The following is a 14,248-nucleotide window of genomic DNA, read 5'->3' as shown; positions in this document are numbered from 1 at the left end:
CATGGAACTGAACCCTGCCGATGAGTCTTTTGCCCGTACGATCCGCGATGGGCTTGGTGGTGATGTGCTGCGTCCGTTGGCGGATCGCTATCTTGAAGAACCGCGTCGCCGGTTTGCTGGTCAAGGCGGGCTTTTGGCGATGCCACGTTCCGTCGAAGAGGTCTCGGCCCTGGTGCGATATGCGCATGGGGCGCGGGTGCCGGTGGTGCCTTATGGTGGCGGGACCGGGCTTGTGGGCGGGCAGGTCATGGCCGAGGGCCCCGCGCCGCTGATCCTCTCGCTTGAGCGTATGACTGAAATCCGCGCGATTTATCCAACCGAGAACATCATGATTGCCGAAGGCGGTGCTATTCTGGCGGACCTGCAGGCTGCAGCGGATCAGGCCGGGTGCTTGTTTCCGCTGTCGCTGGCGGCGCAGGGGTCGTGTCGGATCGGCGGCAATCTGGCCACCAATGCGGGCGGTGTAAATGTGCTGCGCTATGGGAATGCGCGCGATCTGTGTCTGGGGTTAGAGGCCGTTCTGCCCAGCGGTGAGATATGGCATGGGCTGAGCCGATTGCGGAAGGACAACACCGGCTATGACCTGCGCAATCTACTGATTGGCTCCGAAGGAACGCTTGGCATCATAACTGCAGCGGCACTAAAACTGTTCCCACAACCCAAAGCTGTCGGAACGGCCATGTTTCGGGTGGCATCCCCTGAGGCTGCGATCGATCTGCTCTCGCTGATGCGCAACAAGGTGGGCGAAGCGGTGAGCACTTTTGAGTTGATCCACCGTCAGGGTCTGCAGTTCTTGACCGAGGTTTTACCGGACATACGACAACCTTTTGCTGTGCAGCCGGAATGGTCCGTTCTAATCGAACTGGGTCTGTCAGAGGGACAAGAGCCCTCAGAAACCCTTGCAGCGATCTATTCCGGTGCCGAGGCGCGTGGTTTGGTGGGTGATGGTGTGATCGCGCAAAGCGAGGCGCAGCGCGCCGATCTTTGGGCTGTGCGCGAGAACATCCCGGAAGCCAACCGTTTGATCGGTTCCGTATCAAGCCATGACATATCTGTCCCGATCTCTGATATCCCTGCGTTCATAAGGCAGGGCAAGCAGGTGGTAGCGGCGCTGGGGCCATTCCGCGTGAATTGTTTTGGGCATTTGGGGGATGGAAATCTGCACTATAATGTTTTCCCGCCGCCGGGGGGCGACCGGTCGGACTATGTCGATCGAAGGTCGGCGATCAAACGCGCTGTGCATGACCTTGTGCATAGGTTTGGCGGTTCCGTCAGCGCAGAACACGGTGTGGGGCGTCTGAAGACAGACGACTTGGGGCGGTATGGTGATCCGGCCAAGTTGAACGCGATGCGGGCCATCAAAAGTGCCCTTGATCCCATCGGAATAATGAATCCGGGCGCGGTGCTGCCGGATTGAACGCGGCCTGACATTGGGTCAGGCCGCGATTAAGCCTTAGGTTTCAGGCAGAATGACTTTGTCAATCACATGGATCACGCCGTTTTCAGCCTCGATATCAGCTTGGACGACGTTCGCGTCGTTGATCATGACGCCGTTGTCCAGATCCACGGTGATATCTCCGCCCTGAACGGTTGCGGCTGTCATGTCATCGGACAGATCGCCTGACATCACCTTGCCGGGAACAACGTGGTAGGTCAGGATCGCGACCAACTGATCCTTGTTCTCGGGTTTCAGCAGGTTTTCAACCGTACCTTCGGGCAAGGCGGCGAATGCTTCGTCGGTCGGAGCAAAGACGGTGAACGGGCCGTCGCCCTTCAGGGTATCAACGAGTTCGGCAGCCTGAACAGCGGCAACAAGCGTTTCAAAGCTACCCGCATTCACTGCAGTGTCTACAATGTCTTTCGAGTGACCGCCCGCGAGGGCAGAGGTGGTCAACAGAATGCTAGCTACTCCGGCAACAGCGTATTTGCGCAACATGATAAGGTTCCCTTGTTGAGAATGCCCTAAGTGGCATCAACGGGACTACGTGGTCAGGTCGGCAGGGGATCACAGATTTCGAACGCTGATGTTTCTTGAATGCGTTTCGCGGCGCGCTAAGCCAGCGCGTCGCTGATATTCCAATCACAATTATGTGAAGAACGTGACGGTCAGAGCCCTTCGAACGCGCAAAGAACGTGCACGTCCATATCCATGTCTTCCAGGATTTTGCGCCCACCAAGCTCGGGCAGGTCGATGATGAAGGCACAGGAAATGATCTCGCCGCCCAACCGCTCGATCAGCTTGATGCCGGCTGCCGCAGTGCCGCCAGTGGCCAGAAGATCATCTACGACCAGAATTTTCTCACCCGGCTGAATGGCGTCATCGTGAATTTCCACGATTGCTTCGCCGTATTCCAGCTTATAGTCTTGGCTGATCGTGGTGCCGGGCAGTTTGCCCTTTTTACGGATTGGAACGAAGCCTACGCTCAGCTGGTGCGCGATAGCACCGCCCAGAATGAAACCGCGCGCCTCAAGGCCCACGACCTTGTCGATCTGTTCGCCCGCGTAAGGATGCAGCATCTGGTCGATCGCCATGCGGAACCCGCGCGGATCGGCGAACAGGGTGGTGACATCGCGGAACATGATCCCTTCGTGCGGGAAATCGACGATGGTCCGAATGTAATCCTTGACCGTTTTGTTTCTGGACATGGCTCACCCCTTTGGCATCAAACACGCGGCGGTGTTTGGCCCATAAGGGTCGACCATGCAAGAAATGTTTGCCCCCTGCGGCTACTTGTGGCGGCCGCGAATGGTGTTGGGCAGACCGTAGTACCGGTACAAGGCGTCCGGCAACCACGAAAGATGCGGTTTGCGCCAATTGCGTTGATCCCGAAGAAGAAAAGCCTGCGCGACATGAAGGTTCATTGCTTTGATCTCACTTTTGGTGTTATGTGCCCGATATCTACATCTTATATGCTATGTATATACATTGCATCTCGATATGAATCAAGGTCTGAACGGGGTCAGGGCGCGTGGCGAAGAAAGACGGCAAGAAATCGACCAAGAAAAACAGTCAGTTGGTTCTGCGGCTCGATAAGGATGAGCGGGATGCCTTTGTCGAGCTGTGCAAGGAACTAGACACATCCGCCGCCCGCGAAATCCGCCGGTTCATCCGGGGATTCATGAAGGAAAACGCTGAAGACTAGACTCAGGCCGGGCGCCGCAAGACTGCTGTGGCGACGCCCATGCCAATCAGCGTCAGCCCTCCGAACCGGGTCATGGCGGTGATCACGCCCGCGCGTCCGATCATCTGACGCAGGCGGTCTGCCAGCAGCGCATAGGCCAGCGCGTTCAGCCCGGCAAGGCCGACGAACGTGGCGATCAGGATGGCGAATTGCGGGCCCAGAGGGTCTGCGGGGCGCAGAAATTGCGGCACGAAGGCGATGAAGAAGGCGATTGATTTCGGGTTCAGCGCGGTGACCGCTGCGGCATGGCCAAAGACGCTGCGGGCCGTCACGTCGCGCTCGGTCTCAACCGTCTGCAACCCGCCCGAGGGCGCGCTGCGCAGCAGCTTGATACCAAGCCAGACCAGATAGGCCGCGCCCACCCATTTCAGCACCGTAAACAGCGTGGCCGAGGCCAGCACCAGCGCCCCCAACCCCAGAAGCGAGGCGGTCATCGCCACCAGATCGCCCAAAGCCACCCCGGTGGCCGAAGCAACGGCGACGCTGCGCCCTTTCGACAGCGCATAGCTGAGAACCAGCAGCACGGTCGGGCCGGGGATCAGCAGCAGGGCGGTCGATGCGGCCACAAAGGCCAGCCAGAGATCAAGCGACATGGGTCATCCTATCGGGGCGTTTCCCACACCAAGCCCGGCGTTGGCGGTCAGGTCAAGCCCGCTCGGTCACGCGCCGCATCAGCGCCTCCAGCGGGCCGCGCTTGAATTTGCGGAACCAAAGCAATGCGAACACCGAGGACAGCGCGCAGAACAGCACCGCATATCCCACGATCTGCGGTGCGCTCAGCGATCCGTTCAGCAGCCCAAGCTCGTCCAGCAGCCCCATCCCGATCAGAATATGCGCCATGTAAAGCGTCAGGCTCTGCCGTCCCGGCGCGGTCAGAAACCGGGCGATGCCGAGGCGTTCGATCACAGGCCAGAGCTTCAGCAGAAGCCCGATCACCACGCAGGCCGAACCCGTGCCTGCGAGGATATAGAATGGGCCGGGCGGGATGGATTCGGTTCCCAGATAGGCCACCAGATCCGGGTCCGACACCAGCATCTGCGGAAACAGCGCCAGCACCGCCGCGCCAAAACCCCACATGATCAAGCGGTGCTGAATGCAGATCGTATGCAGTTCAGACCGGCCAATCGCCATCCCGACCAGCAGGAACGCGGCCCAGGGCAACACCGGATGCCAGCCGTTGAACAACGCGTTGCGTAGAAAACCGGGCAGGGTCCAGAGGTCGGTATAGGTTAATGCCTGCCAATCCCAGCCCCGAGCATAGTCAAAGACCAGATTGGCAATAACCGCCAGCGCCACGATCCCCAGCGCCCCCAGCCACAGCCCGCGCGGAGCGGCGGTCAGAAACGCGGCCCCGACCACGAAATACAGCGCGTAGAAATGCAGGATGTCAGCGTCGAACACCGTCATGTTGATCAGCCCGATCACAAACAGGAACGCCGCCCGACGCAGCAGCAGCCCGGCCCCGATGCGCGACAACCCGATGCCGATCCCCGCCAGCACCACGAACAAAGCTGCTGCGCGCCCTTCCAGTGCGTCAATCAGGGTCGATGCCCAATCCGACCCCGGCGCGACCTCAGCCGCGATGCGAAAGTTCACCAGCACCATGCCGCAAAAGGCCAGAAATCGGGCCGCATCCAGTGCATCGAGTCGTTTCATCAATCCTCACAGACCGCTAAGTGCCTGCCTTTTCGTCATTAATCAGCGCCAACATGGCAAGGGCCGGGGCCATTTCAAGCAACGCGAACGCAAAAGCCCAGCACATTGGCTTTGCGGCAACAGGTTAAAGATTGGATGAAGCCTCGCCCCCGCATCTTGAAACCCACTCCCACCTGCCCAACCTCAGACCCAAAGGAGAAGGCCGATGGTGCAGATACAACACGCAAACCCAAGCGCGACCCATCGCGGGATCGAGCGCGCGAAAGCCGTGCTGCTGGGCCTCGTTCTGGTGGGGGCGGTGCTCTATGCGGGCATCCTCGGCTATATGTATTTCAACCAGCAATCGCTGCTTTACAAACCCGACGGCGAATTGCCCGATCCCGCTACCGTAGGTCTGGCAGATGTGGACGCCCTGTCGCTACCCATGGCCGACGGCACTGTCCTGACGGTCTGGAGTGCCCCCGCGGCAACCCCCGATGCGCCCACGGTGCTGTTTTTCCACGGTCAAAGCGGCAATCTGGGCGACCGCGCCGACCGGATGCGCGAAATCCTCAACTCCGGCTACGGGCTGCTTGCGCCCAGCTATCGTGGGTTTCCGGGCAGCGAGGGCGAACCCTCGGAACTGGCGCTGATCTCGGATGGTGTCCAGCTGTTCGACCGGCTGCAGGCCGAGGGTAAAGACGTGGTCTTGCACGGTCAGAGCCTGGGCACCGGTATCGCCGCCGCTGTCGCCGCGGAGCGCCCCAGTGCCGAGTTGCTGGTGCTTGAGGCGCCCTTCACTGCAACCGTCGATGTAGCGGCTGAACGCTATCCGTTTCTGCCGGTTTCGGCCCTGATGAAAGACCAGTTTGCCACCCGCGATCTGATCGAACGCATCACGGTGCCGACGCTGATCTTCCATGGAACCGAGGATGAAACCATCCCCGTACACCACGGCAAGGCGCTGGCTGAGATGTCCGACACGGCGCAGCTATACGTGATCCCGGACGGCACCCATAACGACCTCTGGTCGTATGGGCTGTGGGACGACGTGCATCAGAAGCTACAGCAAAACTAAGCTCAGAGTATCCGCCCGGCCACCGCATCCAACTTGGCCAACAGCGCCGGATCGCGCTTCTCGGGGGCGGTCAGGATGGCGTATTCCAGTGCCCGGTCACAGCCATGCGGGCAGGGCACTCGGTCAGCCCCCAAAAGGGCGGGCAGGCCCTTGACCAGCGCCCGGCCTTTTTCCGCATTGCCGGTCAGGGTGGCGATAATCGCGGTTACGTCGACCTCGCCATGATCCGGGTGCCAGCTGTCATAATCCGTGACCATGGCGATCGAGGCATAACAAAGCTCGGCCTCGCGGGCGAGCTTGGCCTCGGGCATGTTGGTCATGCCGATCACGTCGCAGCCCCAGTGTTCGCGGTACATTTTGGATTCCGCCAGCGAGGAAAACTGCGGTCCCTCCATCGCCAGATAAGTGCCGCCGCGATGCACGGTGATGCCCGCGGCCTTGCCCGCGGTCTCACAGGCATCCGACAGGCGCGGGCAGGTCGGATGAGCGACACTGACATGGGCCACGCAGCCGGTGCCAAAGAAACTTTTCTCACGCGCAAAGGTCCGGTCGATGAACTGATCCACGATCACGAAATCGCCTGGGGCCATATGCTCGCGAAACGATCCGCAGGCCGAGACCGAGATCACATCCGTCGCCCCCAGTCGTTTCAGCGCGTCGATATTGGCGCGATAGGGTACTTCGGTCGGCGAATGCACATGGCCGCGCCCGTGGCGGGGCAAAAAGGCCATCTCGACCCCGCCCAGCGATCCGGTCAGGATCTGATCCGACGGATCACCCCAGGGCGTTTCCACAGTGACCCATTCGGCATTTTCTAGACCATCGATGTCATAAATGCCCGATCCTCCGATGACGGCGATTTTTGTTTGGGTCACGCTGGTTCTCCGCTGAAAATAACTGTTGTAAGAGTTCTGAGGGTCGGGGCGGTTTTTGACAAGTGGCTTCAACGGTTTGTGTGGCACGAACACCAGCCATGCGCCTGGCGCATAACAGGTTCCCGTCTGGCGCCGTATCTCGCGCCACGTTTGACCGCTAGAAGGCCCCTTTCGCGCGAACATATCTGACCACAGGACGTCCAATGCCCCGAGCCTTGCTGGCAAGCTTTGCCAATCGCCTAGCCATACCCGATCTGCGCTGGGTCCCCGACGAAGGCTTGACCTTCTCGCGCCTGCGGATCGAGCTGTTGTCCGGTTTGACCGTTGCGTTGGCGCTTGTGCCCGAAGCTGTGGCGTTTGCCTTTGTCGCCGGGGTGCATCCTTTGGTCGGGCTCTACGCCGCTTTTCTGGTCGGTCTGATCACGGCGCTGATCGGGGGGCGTCCGGGCATGATTTCGGGGGCGACGGGCGCACTGGCGGTCGTCATGGTTGCGCTGGTGGCCCAGCATGGGGTCGAATACCTGTTTGCGACGGTTGTCCTGATGGGGATCATGCAGATCGTTGCCGGTGCAATGCACTGGGGCCGTTTCATTCGTCTTGTGCCGCACCCGGTGATGCTGGGTTTCGTGAACGGTTTGGCGATAGTGATCTTTTTGGCCCAGTTGGGTCAGTTCAAAGTTCCCGGCACCATGGAAAACACCGGTCACGGCATGGGGGGTGGAGAGTGGCTCTCGGGCATGCAGCTCTATACGATGCTTGGTCTTGTGGCGCTGACCATGGCGGTGATCTGGGTCATGCCCAGAATTACGCGCATCATTCCCGCGCCTCTTGCGGGCATCGTGGTCGTGGCGGCCCTTGTGATTGGCATCGGGCTGGACGTCCCACGCGTCGGTGATCTGGCCTCGATCGAAGGCGGCTTGCCCAGCTTCCACATCCCGATGGTGCCGTTGAACTGGCAGACCTTGGAAATCATATTGCCCTATGCCCTGATCCTCGCCGCAATCGGGTTGATCGAGTCTCTGCTGACGCTGAACCTTGTAGGTGAGATTACCGGCAAACGCGGGGGCGCGTCGCAGGAATGCATCGCGCAGGGCACGGCAAATGTGGTGACCGGTTTCTTCGGCGGCATGGGTGGCTGCGCGATGATCGGGCAATCCATGATCAATGTGAAATCGGGCGGACGCACGCGCATTGCGGGCATCGCTGCGGCGCTCTTCCTGCTGCTTTTCATTCTTGTTGGCTCGCCGCTGATCGAGCAAATCCCACTGGCTGCGCTGGTTGGTGTTATGTTCATGGTGGTCATCGGAACATTTGCCTGGAACTCGCTGAACATCCTGCGCAAGGTTCCCCTGACGGACGCTTTCGTGATTGTGCTTGTGACGGTGGTAACGGTCATGGAAGACCTCGCCGTGGCGGTTGTTGTGGGTGTGATCGTGTCGGCGCTGGCCTATGCGTGGAATAACGCAAAACGTATCCATGCCGTCAGTCGTGAGTCCGCGACCGAACAGGGGGCGAAGGTTTACGAAATTCAGGGGCCGCTGTTCTTTGGCTCGTCCGAGGGGTTCGTAGAGTTGTTTGATGTTCCAAGCGATCCAGAGACGGTGATCATTGACTTCGCAGCCAGCCGCGTGGTGGACCAATCCGCCCTGCAGGCCATCGAGAATATCGCGGGAAAGTATGAGGCAGCGGGCAAACGCGTTATGTTGCGGCATCTGAGCCGCGATTGCCACAAGCTTCTGAACAAGGCCGGTCACCTGATGGTCGACAGCGATGACGACCCGGATTACGAACTCGCCGTGGATTACTCGGTCCGCACCGGTATTCTGGGTGGCCACTGAGGATTTTGCGAGGCTCTGCCTCGCGCTCCGGGATATTTGGGGCCAGATGAAGAACGGATCCCTGCTTCATCTGGCTATAAATATCCCGGGGGAGGCGCCCGACGGGCGGCGGGGGCAGAGCCCCCATGAACCACGTGTCAATCGTCGGGACGGTCGAGCGAGAACACTTCGCTGATAACCGCATAGTCGCGATACCCCAGTCGCGAGAGCGGGTTGAAAGAAGTCACGTCAAACTTGCCGTCGCGGATGTGATCATCATCCAGATGCACACCGATGACCTCGCCGAACACCACGCGGTTCGCTTCACCCGGAAGGGTCACGATCTGTGTCAGTTTGCATTCCAGCGCTGCAGGAGCCGCTGCAACCCGCGAGCAAGGGATGGTTTCGCATTCAATGGCCGTCAGACCTGCGTGCACGAACTCGTCAATCTGCTTCGGCAGGCCCGCCGAGCTGGCATTCATTGCGTCGCGATGCGCATGTGCCACGACGTTGACGCAGAATACGCCGGTCGCTTCGATATTTGCGATGCTGTCCTTGCCGTTGTCCTGGTCGTGTTTCGTGCTGGTCGTGGCGAACATCACTTGGGGCGGTGTATAGGCAACACCGTTGAAGAACGAATAAGGTGCAAGATTGTTGATCCCGTCTGCGTCCCGGGTCGAGATCCAGCCGATCGGTCGCGGTGTTATGATGGCGTTGAACGGGTTGTGCGGCAGGCCGTGGCCGTCTTCGGGGCGATAGAACATAAGGTCTCCAAGCGTTTGCCCAAGGCGTATCGAAGTGCTAGGGCGAATTCCAGCAGGTAAAAGAGGGCGCGCGTGCAGCAATTCAGGATCAGGCCGGAAGAGCCAGACGACTGGTGGGAGGTCGAAGCGCTCTTTGACCTGTGCTTTGCGCCCGGACGAGAGGCGCTGTCGTCCTATCGGCTGCGCGATGATGTGCCGCCGGTGGCCGGGCTGTCTCAGGTGGCGCGCGACGGGCAGGGCATTCTGGCAGGAGCGATAAGATTCTGGCCTGTGCATGTGGGCGAGCACGACGCCTTGTTGTTGGGCCCGGTTGCGGTTCATCCAACGCACCAAGGAGAAGGGCTGGGCGGGTTCCTGATTCATCAAGGGGTCGAGGTTGGCTGCGCGAAGGGTTGGGATCGTGTCATGCTGGTCGGAGATGCTCCGTATTACGCGCGGTTTGGCTTCACCCGGCTTTCGGAGGTCGAGATGCCGCCGCCCACAAACCCTGATCGGGTGTTGGGATTGGAACTGAGACCCGGGACATGGGCCGGTGTTCGGGGGCCCGTCACGCGTTGGAGCCGTTAGTGCTATTGAAAATGCACCGGGACGTGCCGATGTCTTTGGGACAGGAGGGCTCGGATGCAGGACGTAGTGCTTGTCGAGAAACTCGACCTTGAAGCTGAGCTGGATCGCTTGGCTGGGCTGCATGCTTCGGCTGGCGGTGCAGGGGTATCTTTGCTGAACAAACTGGGTGACGGGGCAGAGTCCCTGTTGGATCAGTTGCCTTTGCCAGTACGGCACGGGCTGACCGAGGCGACCGAACAGGCGCTATGGCTTGCTGTGCGCGCCGCGGATAGATCCCGTCATGCGGTTCCGGATCAGAAAATGTGGGTCAATACGGCTTTGACCACCGCGATGGGGGCGGCTGGCGGTTTTGGCGGTGTTTCAACCGCCTTGGTCGAGTTGCCAGCGACGACAACCATGATCCTGCGTGCGATTCAGGGTGCGGCTGCGCGCGAAGGATTTGACCCAGCCGCAGAGAACGTGAAGTTCGATTCGATCCGTGTTCTGTCGGCTGCTGGACCATTAGAGGCTGATGACGGCGCTGATCTGGGCTTTTTCTCGACGCGCCTGACGCTGACGGGATCCGCGATGCAGCGCTTGATTTCGATGGTGGCACCGCGCCTTTCGGTGGTGCTAGGTCAGAAACTGGCGGCGCAATCGGTGCCGGTTCTTGGGGCTTTGGCCGGAGGCGGTACGAATTTCATCTACACCAGATATTACCAGCAGATCGCCCATGTTCATTTCGGTCTGCGCCGCTTGGCTATTGATGCGGACCTGCCACCTGAATTTCTTCAGCAACAGTTAACGCGCCGCCTTAAAGCTTAAGCTGGGAAAGTGCATAAAACTTGGCACAGCCTTCATGATATGGTAACTTTCGCTGTATAAACCGCAACATAAGCGGGACGAGCAGTGAGTATGACGCGTGTTTGACGGGCGCATGAATCAACTTGATAGCGGGCTTTTGGCCGAAAACCTCTCGCTTGCGGGGGCTTTGCCGGTTTATGCGCAATCTGCGGCGCTATGTTATCGCATCGAAGCGGGGCAAGCTAAGATCTTACTGGTCACAAGCCGCAAGGCAGGCCGCTGGATTATCCCGAAAGGCTGGTTGATCAACGGTTTGAGCGCGTCTGAGACGGCGGCCCGTGAAGCCTGGGAAGAGGCAGGTGCACTGGGCGTGTGCGGTACAGAAAGTCTGGGGCGCTTTGCCTATGTCAAGAAACGTCCCAACAAACCGTCCGCCGTGTGCGTGGTGGACGTTTTTCCGCTGCATGTGCGACGGTTGGCCAACACTTTCCCGGAGGCGGGGGAACGCAAGCGCAAGTGGTACTCTCCCAAAAAGGCAGCGCAACGTGTGGCGTCAGCAGACTTGGCGGCATTGTTACGTGGATTCGGGCGCCTGACGCACTAGTGCGTCAAGATCAAGACTTGATATTGCCATGTTGGTCGGTATCTATTCGCCCAACGAATGCTGGACTTGCAATGATTCAATACGCCTTGAAATGCCACGACGGCCACAGCTTTGATAGCTGGTTTCAATCTGCGGCCGCTTTTGACAAGCTTTTGGCTGCTGGCATGATCAATTGCGCAGTCTGCGGGTGCGACAAGGTCGAAAAGGCCGTTATGACGCCAAGAGTGCAGCCTGCAGGTCGCGCGGCATCTGATGCGACTACGACATCGGCTGCGCCCGATCGGGTTGCCATGGCCACGTCCTCGCCCGAGATCGAGAAAGTACTTTCCGAACTGCGGCGCAAGGTCGAGGAGAACTCGGACTATGTCGGTCGGGATTTCGCCAGCGAGGCCCGCAAAATTCACTTGGGCGATGCACCAGAACGCGCGATCTATGGCGAAGCAAAGCCCGAGGAAGCCCGTGCACTGGTTGAAGATGGTGTGCCGGTGGCGCCGCTGCCTTTTGTTCCATCCCGCAAGACGAACTGAAGCATGCATGTCGTGATCACAGGCGCGGGCCGCGGGATCGGCAAGGCCCTTGCAGATCGCTATCGTGAAACGGGCCACGCCGTTACTGGAACCGCGCGTGACGGCAGCGCAGATGTTGTACTAGATGTCGCCGACCCGCAGCAGCAAAGAGCGATGGCCGGGCGCCTCAAGGATCGTCCCGTTGACCTGCTGGTCTGCAATGCGGGTGTGTATCTGGACAAAGGCCAAAGTTTGGACGGATATCCGGCTGAGATGTGGGCACAAACCTTTGCGGTCAATGTGACCGGAGTGTTTCTTACGGTTCAGTCGCTGCTGCCAAATCTGCGCGCAGCGCAGGGGCGTGTTGTCATTCTGTCGTCTCAGATGGCCTCTCATACCCGCGCGCCGGGTGGCAGCTATATCTATCGCGCCTCAAAAGCTGCTGTGTTGAATCTGGGCCGCAATCTGGCGATGGACTTGCGCAGTGAGGGGATCGCAGTGGGCATCTACCACCCCGGCTGGGTGCGAACCGATATGGGCGGTGCGGCAGCGGACCTGTCCGTAGCGCATGCGGCGGACGGCCTGATCACACGCTTCGATTCCCTGTCACTTGAGACCACGGGATGTTTCGAGACCTGGGACGGTCGACCGCATCCTTATTGAGTGTTCAACGCGGCCTGCGGGATTTCATAAACCTCGCCGGGGTCGACGAAGATGACCATCAGATCGCCCCGTGTTTCATAAGTCACCTTCGACGGGGAACTGCTCGACTCGGGCACGCCGTCAGCGAAGTAAATCCGGCGCACTTCTCCGGTTTTCAGCTGCACGGCCAGGGTGATTGTACCGTCTTCGCGCTTGCGCAATTCAGCAGGGCAGCTTTCCAGCGTTTCGCCCGCATGTGCCGCGCAGGGTACGGTTCCCAGCGCGTTCTGGCCGTCAGTGCCCGACAGGGTCGCGACCTGCGCGTGGGCAGCGGTTGAGATCAGGGTCAGGGCAGCGGCGAAACGATACATGGAAATCCTCGTGAGCGAATGGTTGTGCGCAGGCTGACACCCGGGCGGCGCAATGTAAAGCGGCCCCGCGTCGCAGGCGAAACTTCTTTGCGCCCTTGCCCTTACGCCCCCCCTCGCATAAGACGCTCGGGATCGGAAATCCAAGGCGCGGAGACTTTTGCCCCCATGCCCGTACTCGTGATGAAATTCGGCGGCACTTCGGTCGCCAATCTGGACCGTATCCGCCGCGCTGCCAAGCGTGTGGGGGTCGAGGTGGCTAAAGGCTATGACGTCATCGTCATCGTGTCGGCCATGTCCGGAAAGACCAACGAACTGGTGGGCTGGGTCGACGAAATCTCGCCGCTTTATGACGCGCGCGAATATGATGCGGTGGTGTCGTCAGGTGAGAATGTCACCGCCGGTCTGATGGCGCTGACCCTGCAGGAAATGGATATCCCGGCCCGCAGCTGGCAGGGCTGGCAGGTGCCGCTGATCACCAATGGCGCGCATTCGGCGGCGCGGATCGAAGAAATCCCGCCCGAAAATATCACCCAGAAATTCGGCGAAGGGATGCGTGTCGCGGTTGTCGCGGGCTTTCAGGGTATCAGCCCCGAGGGACGCATCACCACGCTGGGCCGGGGCGGCTCGGACACCACCGCCGTGGCTTTTGCCGCAGCGTTCGAGGCTGAGCGTTGCGACATCTATACGGATGTGGACGGCGTCTATACCACTGACCCGCGCATCTGTGAAAAGGCGCGCAAGCTGGACAAGATCTCGTTCGAGGAAATGCTCGAACTGGCCTCGCTGGGGGCCAAGGTGCTGCAAACCCGCTCGGTCGAGCTGGCGATGCGCTACAAGGTGAAACTGCGTGTTCTCTCAAGCTTTGAAGAACAATCCGACGAGGCCGGCACGCTGGTCGTCGACGAGGAGGAAATCATGGAATCGAATGTAGTCTCGGGCGTCGCCTATTCGCGGGATGAGGCCAAGATGACCGTGGTCTCGGTCGCCGACCGCCCCGGTATCGCTTCAACCATCTTCACCGCGCTCAGCGATGAGGGCGTGAATGTGGACATGATCATCCAGAACATCTCGGATGAAGGCCGCACCGATATGACCTTTTCCTGTCCCACCAATCAGGTGACCCGCGCCGAAAAGGCGCTGCTGGCGATCAAGGAACAGGGTGAGTTGAACTATGCCGAACTGGTCGCGGATGAGGATGTCTGCAAGGTGTCGGTTGTCGGCATCGGCATGCGTTCGCAGTCCGGTGTTGCGGCCAAGATGTTCAAAATCCTCTCGGACGAGGGGATCAACATCAAAGTCATCACAACCTCCGAGATCAAAATTTCCGTGTTGATCGACAGGAAATACATGGAACTTGCGGTTCAGGCGCTGCATGATGCCTTTGAACTGGACAAGGCGGCCTGAGCTGATCGGCCAAGGTCACG

General features: G+C 59.8%; 17 protein-coding genes. 10 read left to right on the top strand and 7 right to left on the bottom strand.

Going from position 1 to position 14,248, the window contains the following annotated elements; genetic code table 11:
• Window position 1: 1 nt before the first annotated feature.
• Complete coding sequence (locus tag ACR0KM_RS01875; protein WP_480856909.1) at window positions 2-1,417, top strand: FAD-binding oxidoreductase; 1,416 nt, start codon at window positions 2-4, stop codon at window positions 1,415-1,417.
• Window positions 1,418-1,453: 36 nt separating this feature from the next.
• Here the strand turns inward: ACR0KM_RS01875 and ACR0KM_RS01870 are convergent, their stop codons facing one another.
• Together ACR0KM_RS01870 and ACR0KM_RS01865 are read right to left on the bottom strand one after the other, a co-directional pair.
• Window positions 1,454-1,936 (bottom strand): fasciclin domain-containing protein, encoded by a 483-nt coding sequence (locus ACR0KM_RS01870; protein WP_480856911.1) that lies wholly within the window; start codon window positions 1,934-1,936, stop codon window positions 1,454-1,456.
• A 170-nt stretch (window positions 1,937-2,106) separates the two neighbouring features.
• Window positions 2,107-2,646, bottom strand: a complete 540-nt coding sequence (locus ACR0KM_RS01865) for an adenine phosphoribosyltransferase (RefSeq protein ID WP_480819396.1) — start codon at window positions 2,644-2,646, stop codon at window positions 2,107-2,109.
• Window positions 2,647-2,969: 323 nt separating this feature from the next.
• Between ACR0KM_RS01865 and ACR0KM_RS01860 the strand changes: the two genes are divergently transcribed.
• Complete coding sequence (locus ACR0KM_RS01860; protein ID WP_480732621.1) at window positions 2,970-3,143, top strand: hypothetical protein; 174 nt, start codon at window positions 2,970-2,972, stop codon at window positions 3,141-3,143.
• A 2-nt stretch (window positions 3,144-3,145) separates the two neighbouring features.
• Here ACR0KM_RS01860 and ACR0KM_RS01855 read toward each other — a convergent pair whose 3' ends face one another.
• Together ACR0KM_RS01855 and ACR0KM_RS01850 are read right to left on the bottom strand one after the other, a co-directional pair.
• On the bottom strand, window positions 3,146-3,775 hold the full coding sequence (locus ACR0KM_RS01855) for a LysE family translocator (protein ID WP_480856913.1): 630 nt from the start codon (window positions 3,773-3,775) through the stop codon (window positions 3,146-3,148).
• A gap of 52 nt (window positions 3,776-3,827) precedes the next feature.
• Window positions 3,828-4,838 carry a DUF418 domain-containing protein gene (locus ACR0KM_RS01850; RefSeq protein ID WP_480856915.1) on the bottom strand — a complete coding sequence of 337 codons (1,011 nt, stop codon included), beginning with the start codon at window positions 4,836-4,838 and terminating at the stop codon, window positions 3,828-3,830.
• A 205-nt stretch (window positions 4,839-5,043) separates the two neighbouring features.
• Between ACR0KM_RS01850 and ACR0KM_RS01845 the strand changes: the two genes are divergently transcribed.
• A complete protein-coding gene (locus ACR0KM_RS01845) occupies window positions 5,044-5,895 on the top strand; it encodes an alpha/beta hydrolase (protein WP_480856917.1) in 852 nt (283 codons plus the stop codon).
• A gap of 2 nt (window positions 5,896-5,897) precedes the next feature.
• Here ACR0KM_RS01845 and ACR0KM_RS01840 read toward each other — a convergent pair whose 3' ends face one another.
• Window positions 5,898-6,770, bottom strand: a complete 873-nt coding sequence (locus ACR0KM_RS01840; RefSeq protein ID WP_480856919.1) for an S-methyl-5'-thioadenosine phosphorylase — start codon at window positions 6,768-6,770, stop codon at window positions 5,898-5,900.
• Window positions 6,771-6,973: 203 nt separating this feature from the next.
• Here ACR0KM_RS01840 and ACR0KM_RS01835 point away from each other — a divergent pair, with 203 nt between their 5' ends.
• Window positions 6,974-8,608, top strand: a complete 1,635-nt coding sequence (locus ACR0KM_RS01835; RefSeq protein ID WP_480856920.1) for a SulP family inorganic anion transporter — start codon at window positions 6,974-6,976, stop codon at window positions 8,606-8,608.
• 137 nt (window positions 8,609-8,745) lie between these two features.
• Here the strand turns inward: ACR0KM_RS01835 and ACR0KM_RS01830 are convergent, their stop codons facing one another.
• Entirely contained in the window at window positions 8,746-9,351 is a 606-nt protein-coding gene (locus ACR0KM_RS01830) for a flavin reductase family protein (RefSeq protein WP_480856921.1), read from the bottom strand.
• A 72-nt stretch (window positions 9,352-9,423) separates the two neighbouring features.
• Between ACR0KM_RS01830 and ACR0KM_RS01825 the strand changes: the two genes are divergently transcribed.
• The 5 genes from ACR0KM_RS01825 (at window position 9,424) to ACR0KM_RS01805 (ending at window position 12,474) form a co-directional block, all read left to right on the top strand.
• A complete protein-coding gene (locus ACR0KM_RS01825) occupies window positions 9,424-9,918 on the top strand; it encodes a GNAT family N-acetyltransferase (RefSeq protein WP_480856923.1) in 495 nt (164 codons plus the stop codon).
• A gap of 54 nt (window positions 9,919-9,972) precedes the next feature.
• Window positions 9,973-10,722, top strand: coding sequence for an EcsC family protein (locus tag ACR0KM_RS01820; protein WP_480856925.1), 750 nt, complete (start codon window positions 9,973-9,975; stop codon window positions 10,720-10,722).
• Between the two features lie 97 nt (window positions 10,723-10,819).
• Entirely contained in the window at window positions 10,820-11,305 is a 486-nt protein-coding gene (locus ACR0KM_RS01815) for an NUDIX hydrolase (protein ID WP_480856926.1), read from the top strand.
• Between the two features lie 71 nt (window positions 11,306-11,376).
• Complete coding sequence (locus ACR0KM_RS01810) at window positions 11,377-11,832, top strand: DUF1178 family protein (RefSeq protein ID WP_480819406.1); 456 nt, start codon at window positions 11,377-11,379, stop codon at window positions 11,830-11,832.
• 3 nt (window positions 11,833-11,835) lie between these two features.
• Complete coding sequence (locus ACR0KM_RS01805) at window positions 11,836-12,474, top strand: SDR family NAD(P)-dependent oxidoreductase (protein ID WP_480856928.1); 639 nt, start codon at window positions 11,836-11,838, stop codon at window positions 12,472-12,474.
• Here ACR0KM_RS01805 and ACR0KM_RS01800 read toward each other — a convergent pair.
• Window positions 12,468-12,824, bottom strand: a complete 357-nt coding sequence (locus ACR0KM_RS01800) for a hypothetical protein (RefSeq protein ID WP_480856930.1) — start codon at window positions 12,822-12,824, stop codon at window positions 12,468-12,470. The two genes, ACR0KM_RS01805 and ACR0KM_RS01800, sit on opposite strands and share 7 nt — an antisense overlap.
• A gap of 165 nt (window positions 12,825-12,989) precedes the next feature.
• Between ACR0KM_RS01800 and ACR0KM_RS01795 the strand changes: the two genes are divergently transcribed.
• A complete protein-coding gene (locus ACR0KM_RS01795; protein ID WP_480819409.1) occupies window positions 12,990-14,228 on the top strand; it encodes an aspartate kinase in 1,239 nt (412 codons plus the stop codon).
• Window positions 14,229-14,248 lie beyond the last annotated feature (20 nt).

This window comes from Ruegeria sp. G10 (genome assembly GCF_056533645.1).
This window is presented reverse-complemented; position numbering and strand designations above follow the sequence as displayed.

What these genes read in the sequence shown, in the direction of transcription:
- ACR0KM_RS01875 (WP_480856909.1), top strand. Translation starts at nt 2, where the DNA reads ATGGAACTGAACCCTGCCGATGAGTCTTTTGCCCGTACGATCCGCGAT.
- ACR0KM_RS01870 (WP_480856911.1), bottom strand. Translation starts at nt 1,936, where the DNA reads ATGTTGCGCAAATACGCTGTTGCCGGAGTAGCTAGCATTCTGTTGACC.
- ACR0KM_RS01865 (WP_480819396.1), bottom strand. Translation starts at nt 2,646, where the DNA reads ATGTCCAGAAACAAAACGGTCAAGGATTACATTCGGACCATCGTCGAT.
- ACR0KM_RS01855 (WP_480856913.1), bottom strand. Translation starts at nt 3,775, where the DNA reads ATGTCGCTTGATCTCTGGCTGGCCTTTGTGGCCGCATCGACCGCCCTG.
- ACR0KM_RS01850 (WP_480856915.1), bottom strand. Translation starts at nt 4,838, where the DNA reads ATGAAACGACTCGATGCACTGGATGCGGCCCGATTTCTGGCCTTTTGC.
- ACR0KM_RS01845 (WP_480856917.1), top strand. Translation starts at nt 5,044, where the DNA reads ATGGTGCAGATACAACACGCAAACCCAAGCGCGACCCATCGCGGGATC.
- ACR0KM_RS01835 (WP_480856920.1), top strand. Translation starts at nt 6,974, where the DNA reads ATGCCCCGAGCCTTGCTGGCAAGCTTTGCCAATCGCCTAGCCATACCC.
- ACR0KM_RS01830 (WP_480856921.1), bottom strand. Translation starts at nt 9,351, where the DNA reads ATGTTCTATCGCCCCGAAGACGGCCACGGCCTGCCGCACAACCCGTTC.
- ACR0KM_RS01820 (WP_480856925.1), top strand. Translation starts at nt 9,973, where the DNA reads ATGCAGGACGTAGTGCTTGTCGAGAAACTCGACCTTGAAGCTGAGCTG.
- ACR0KM_RS01810 (WP_480819406.1), top strand. Translation starts at nt 11,377, where the DNA reads ATGATTCAATACGCCTTGAAATGCCACGACGGCCACAGCTTTGATAGC.
- ACR0KM_RS01805 (WP_480856928.1), top strand. Translation starts at nt 11,836, where the DNA reads ATGCATGTCGTGATCACAGGCGCGGGCCGCGGGATCGGCAAGGCCCTT.
- ACR0KM_RS01800 (WP_480856930.1), bottom strand. Translation starts at nt 12,824, where the DNA reads ATGTATCGTTTCGCCGCTGCCCTGACCCTGATCTCAACCGCTGCCCAC.
- ACR0KM_RS01795 (WP_480819409.1), top strand. Translation starts at nt 12,990, where the DNA reads ATGCCCGTACTCGTGATGAAATTCGGCGGCACTTCGGTCGCCAATCTG.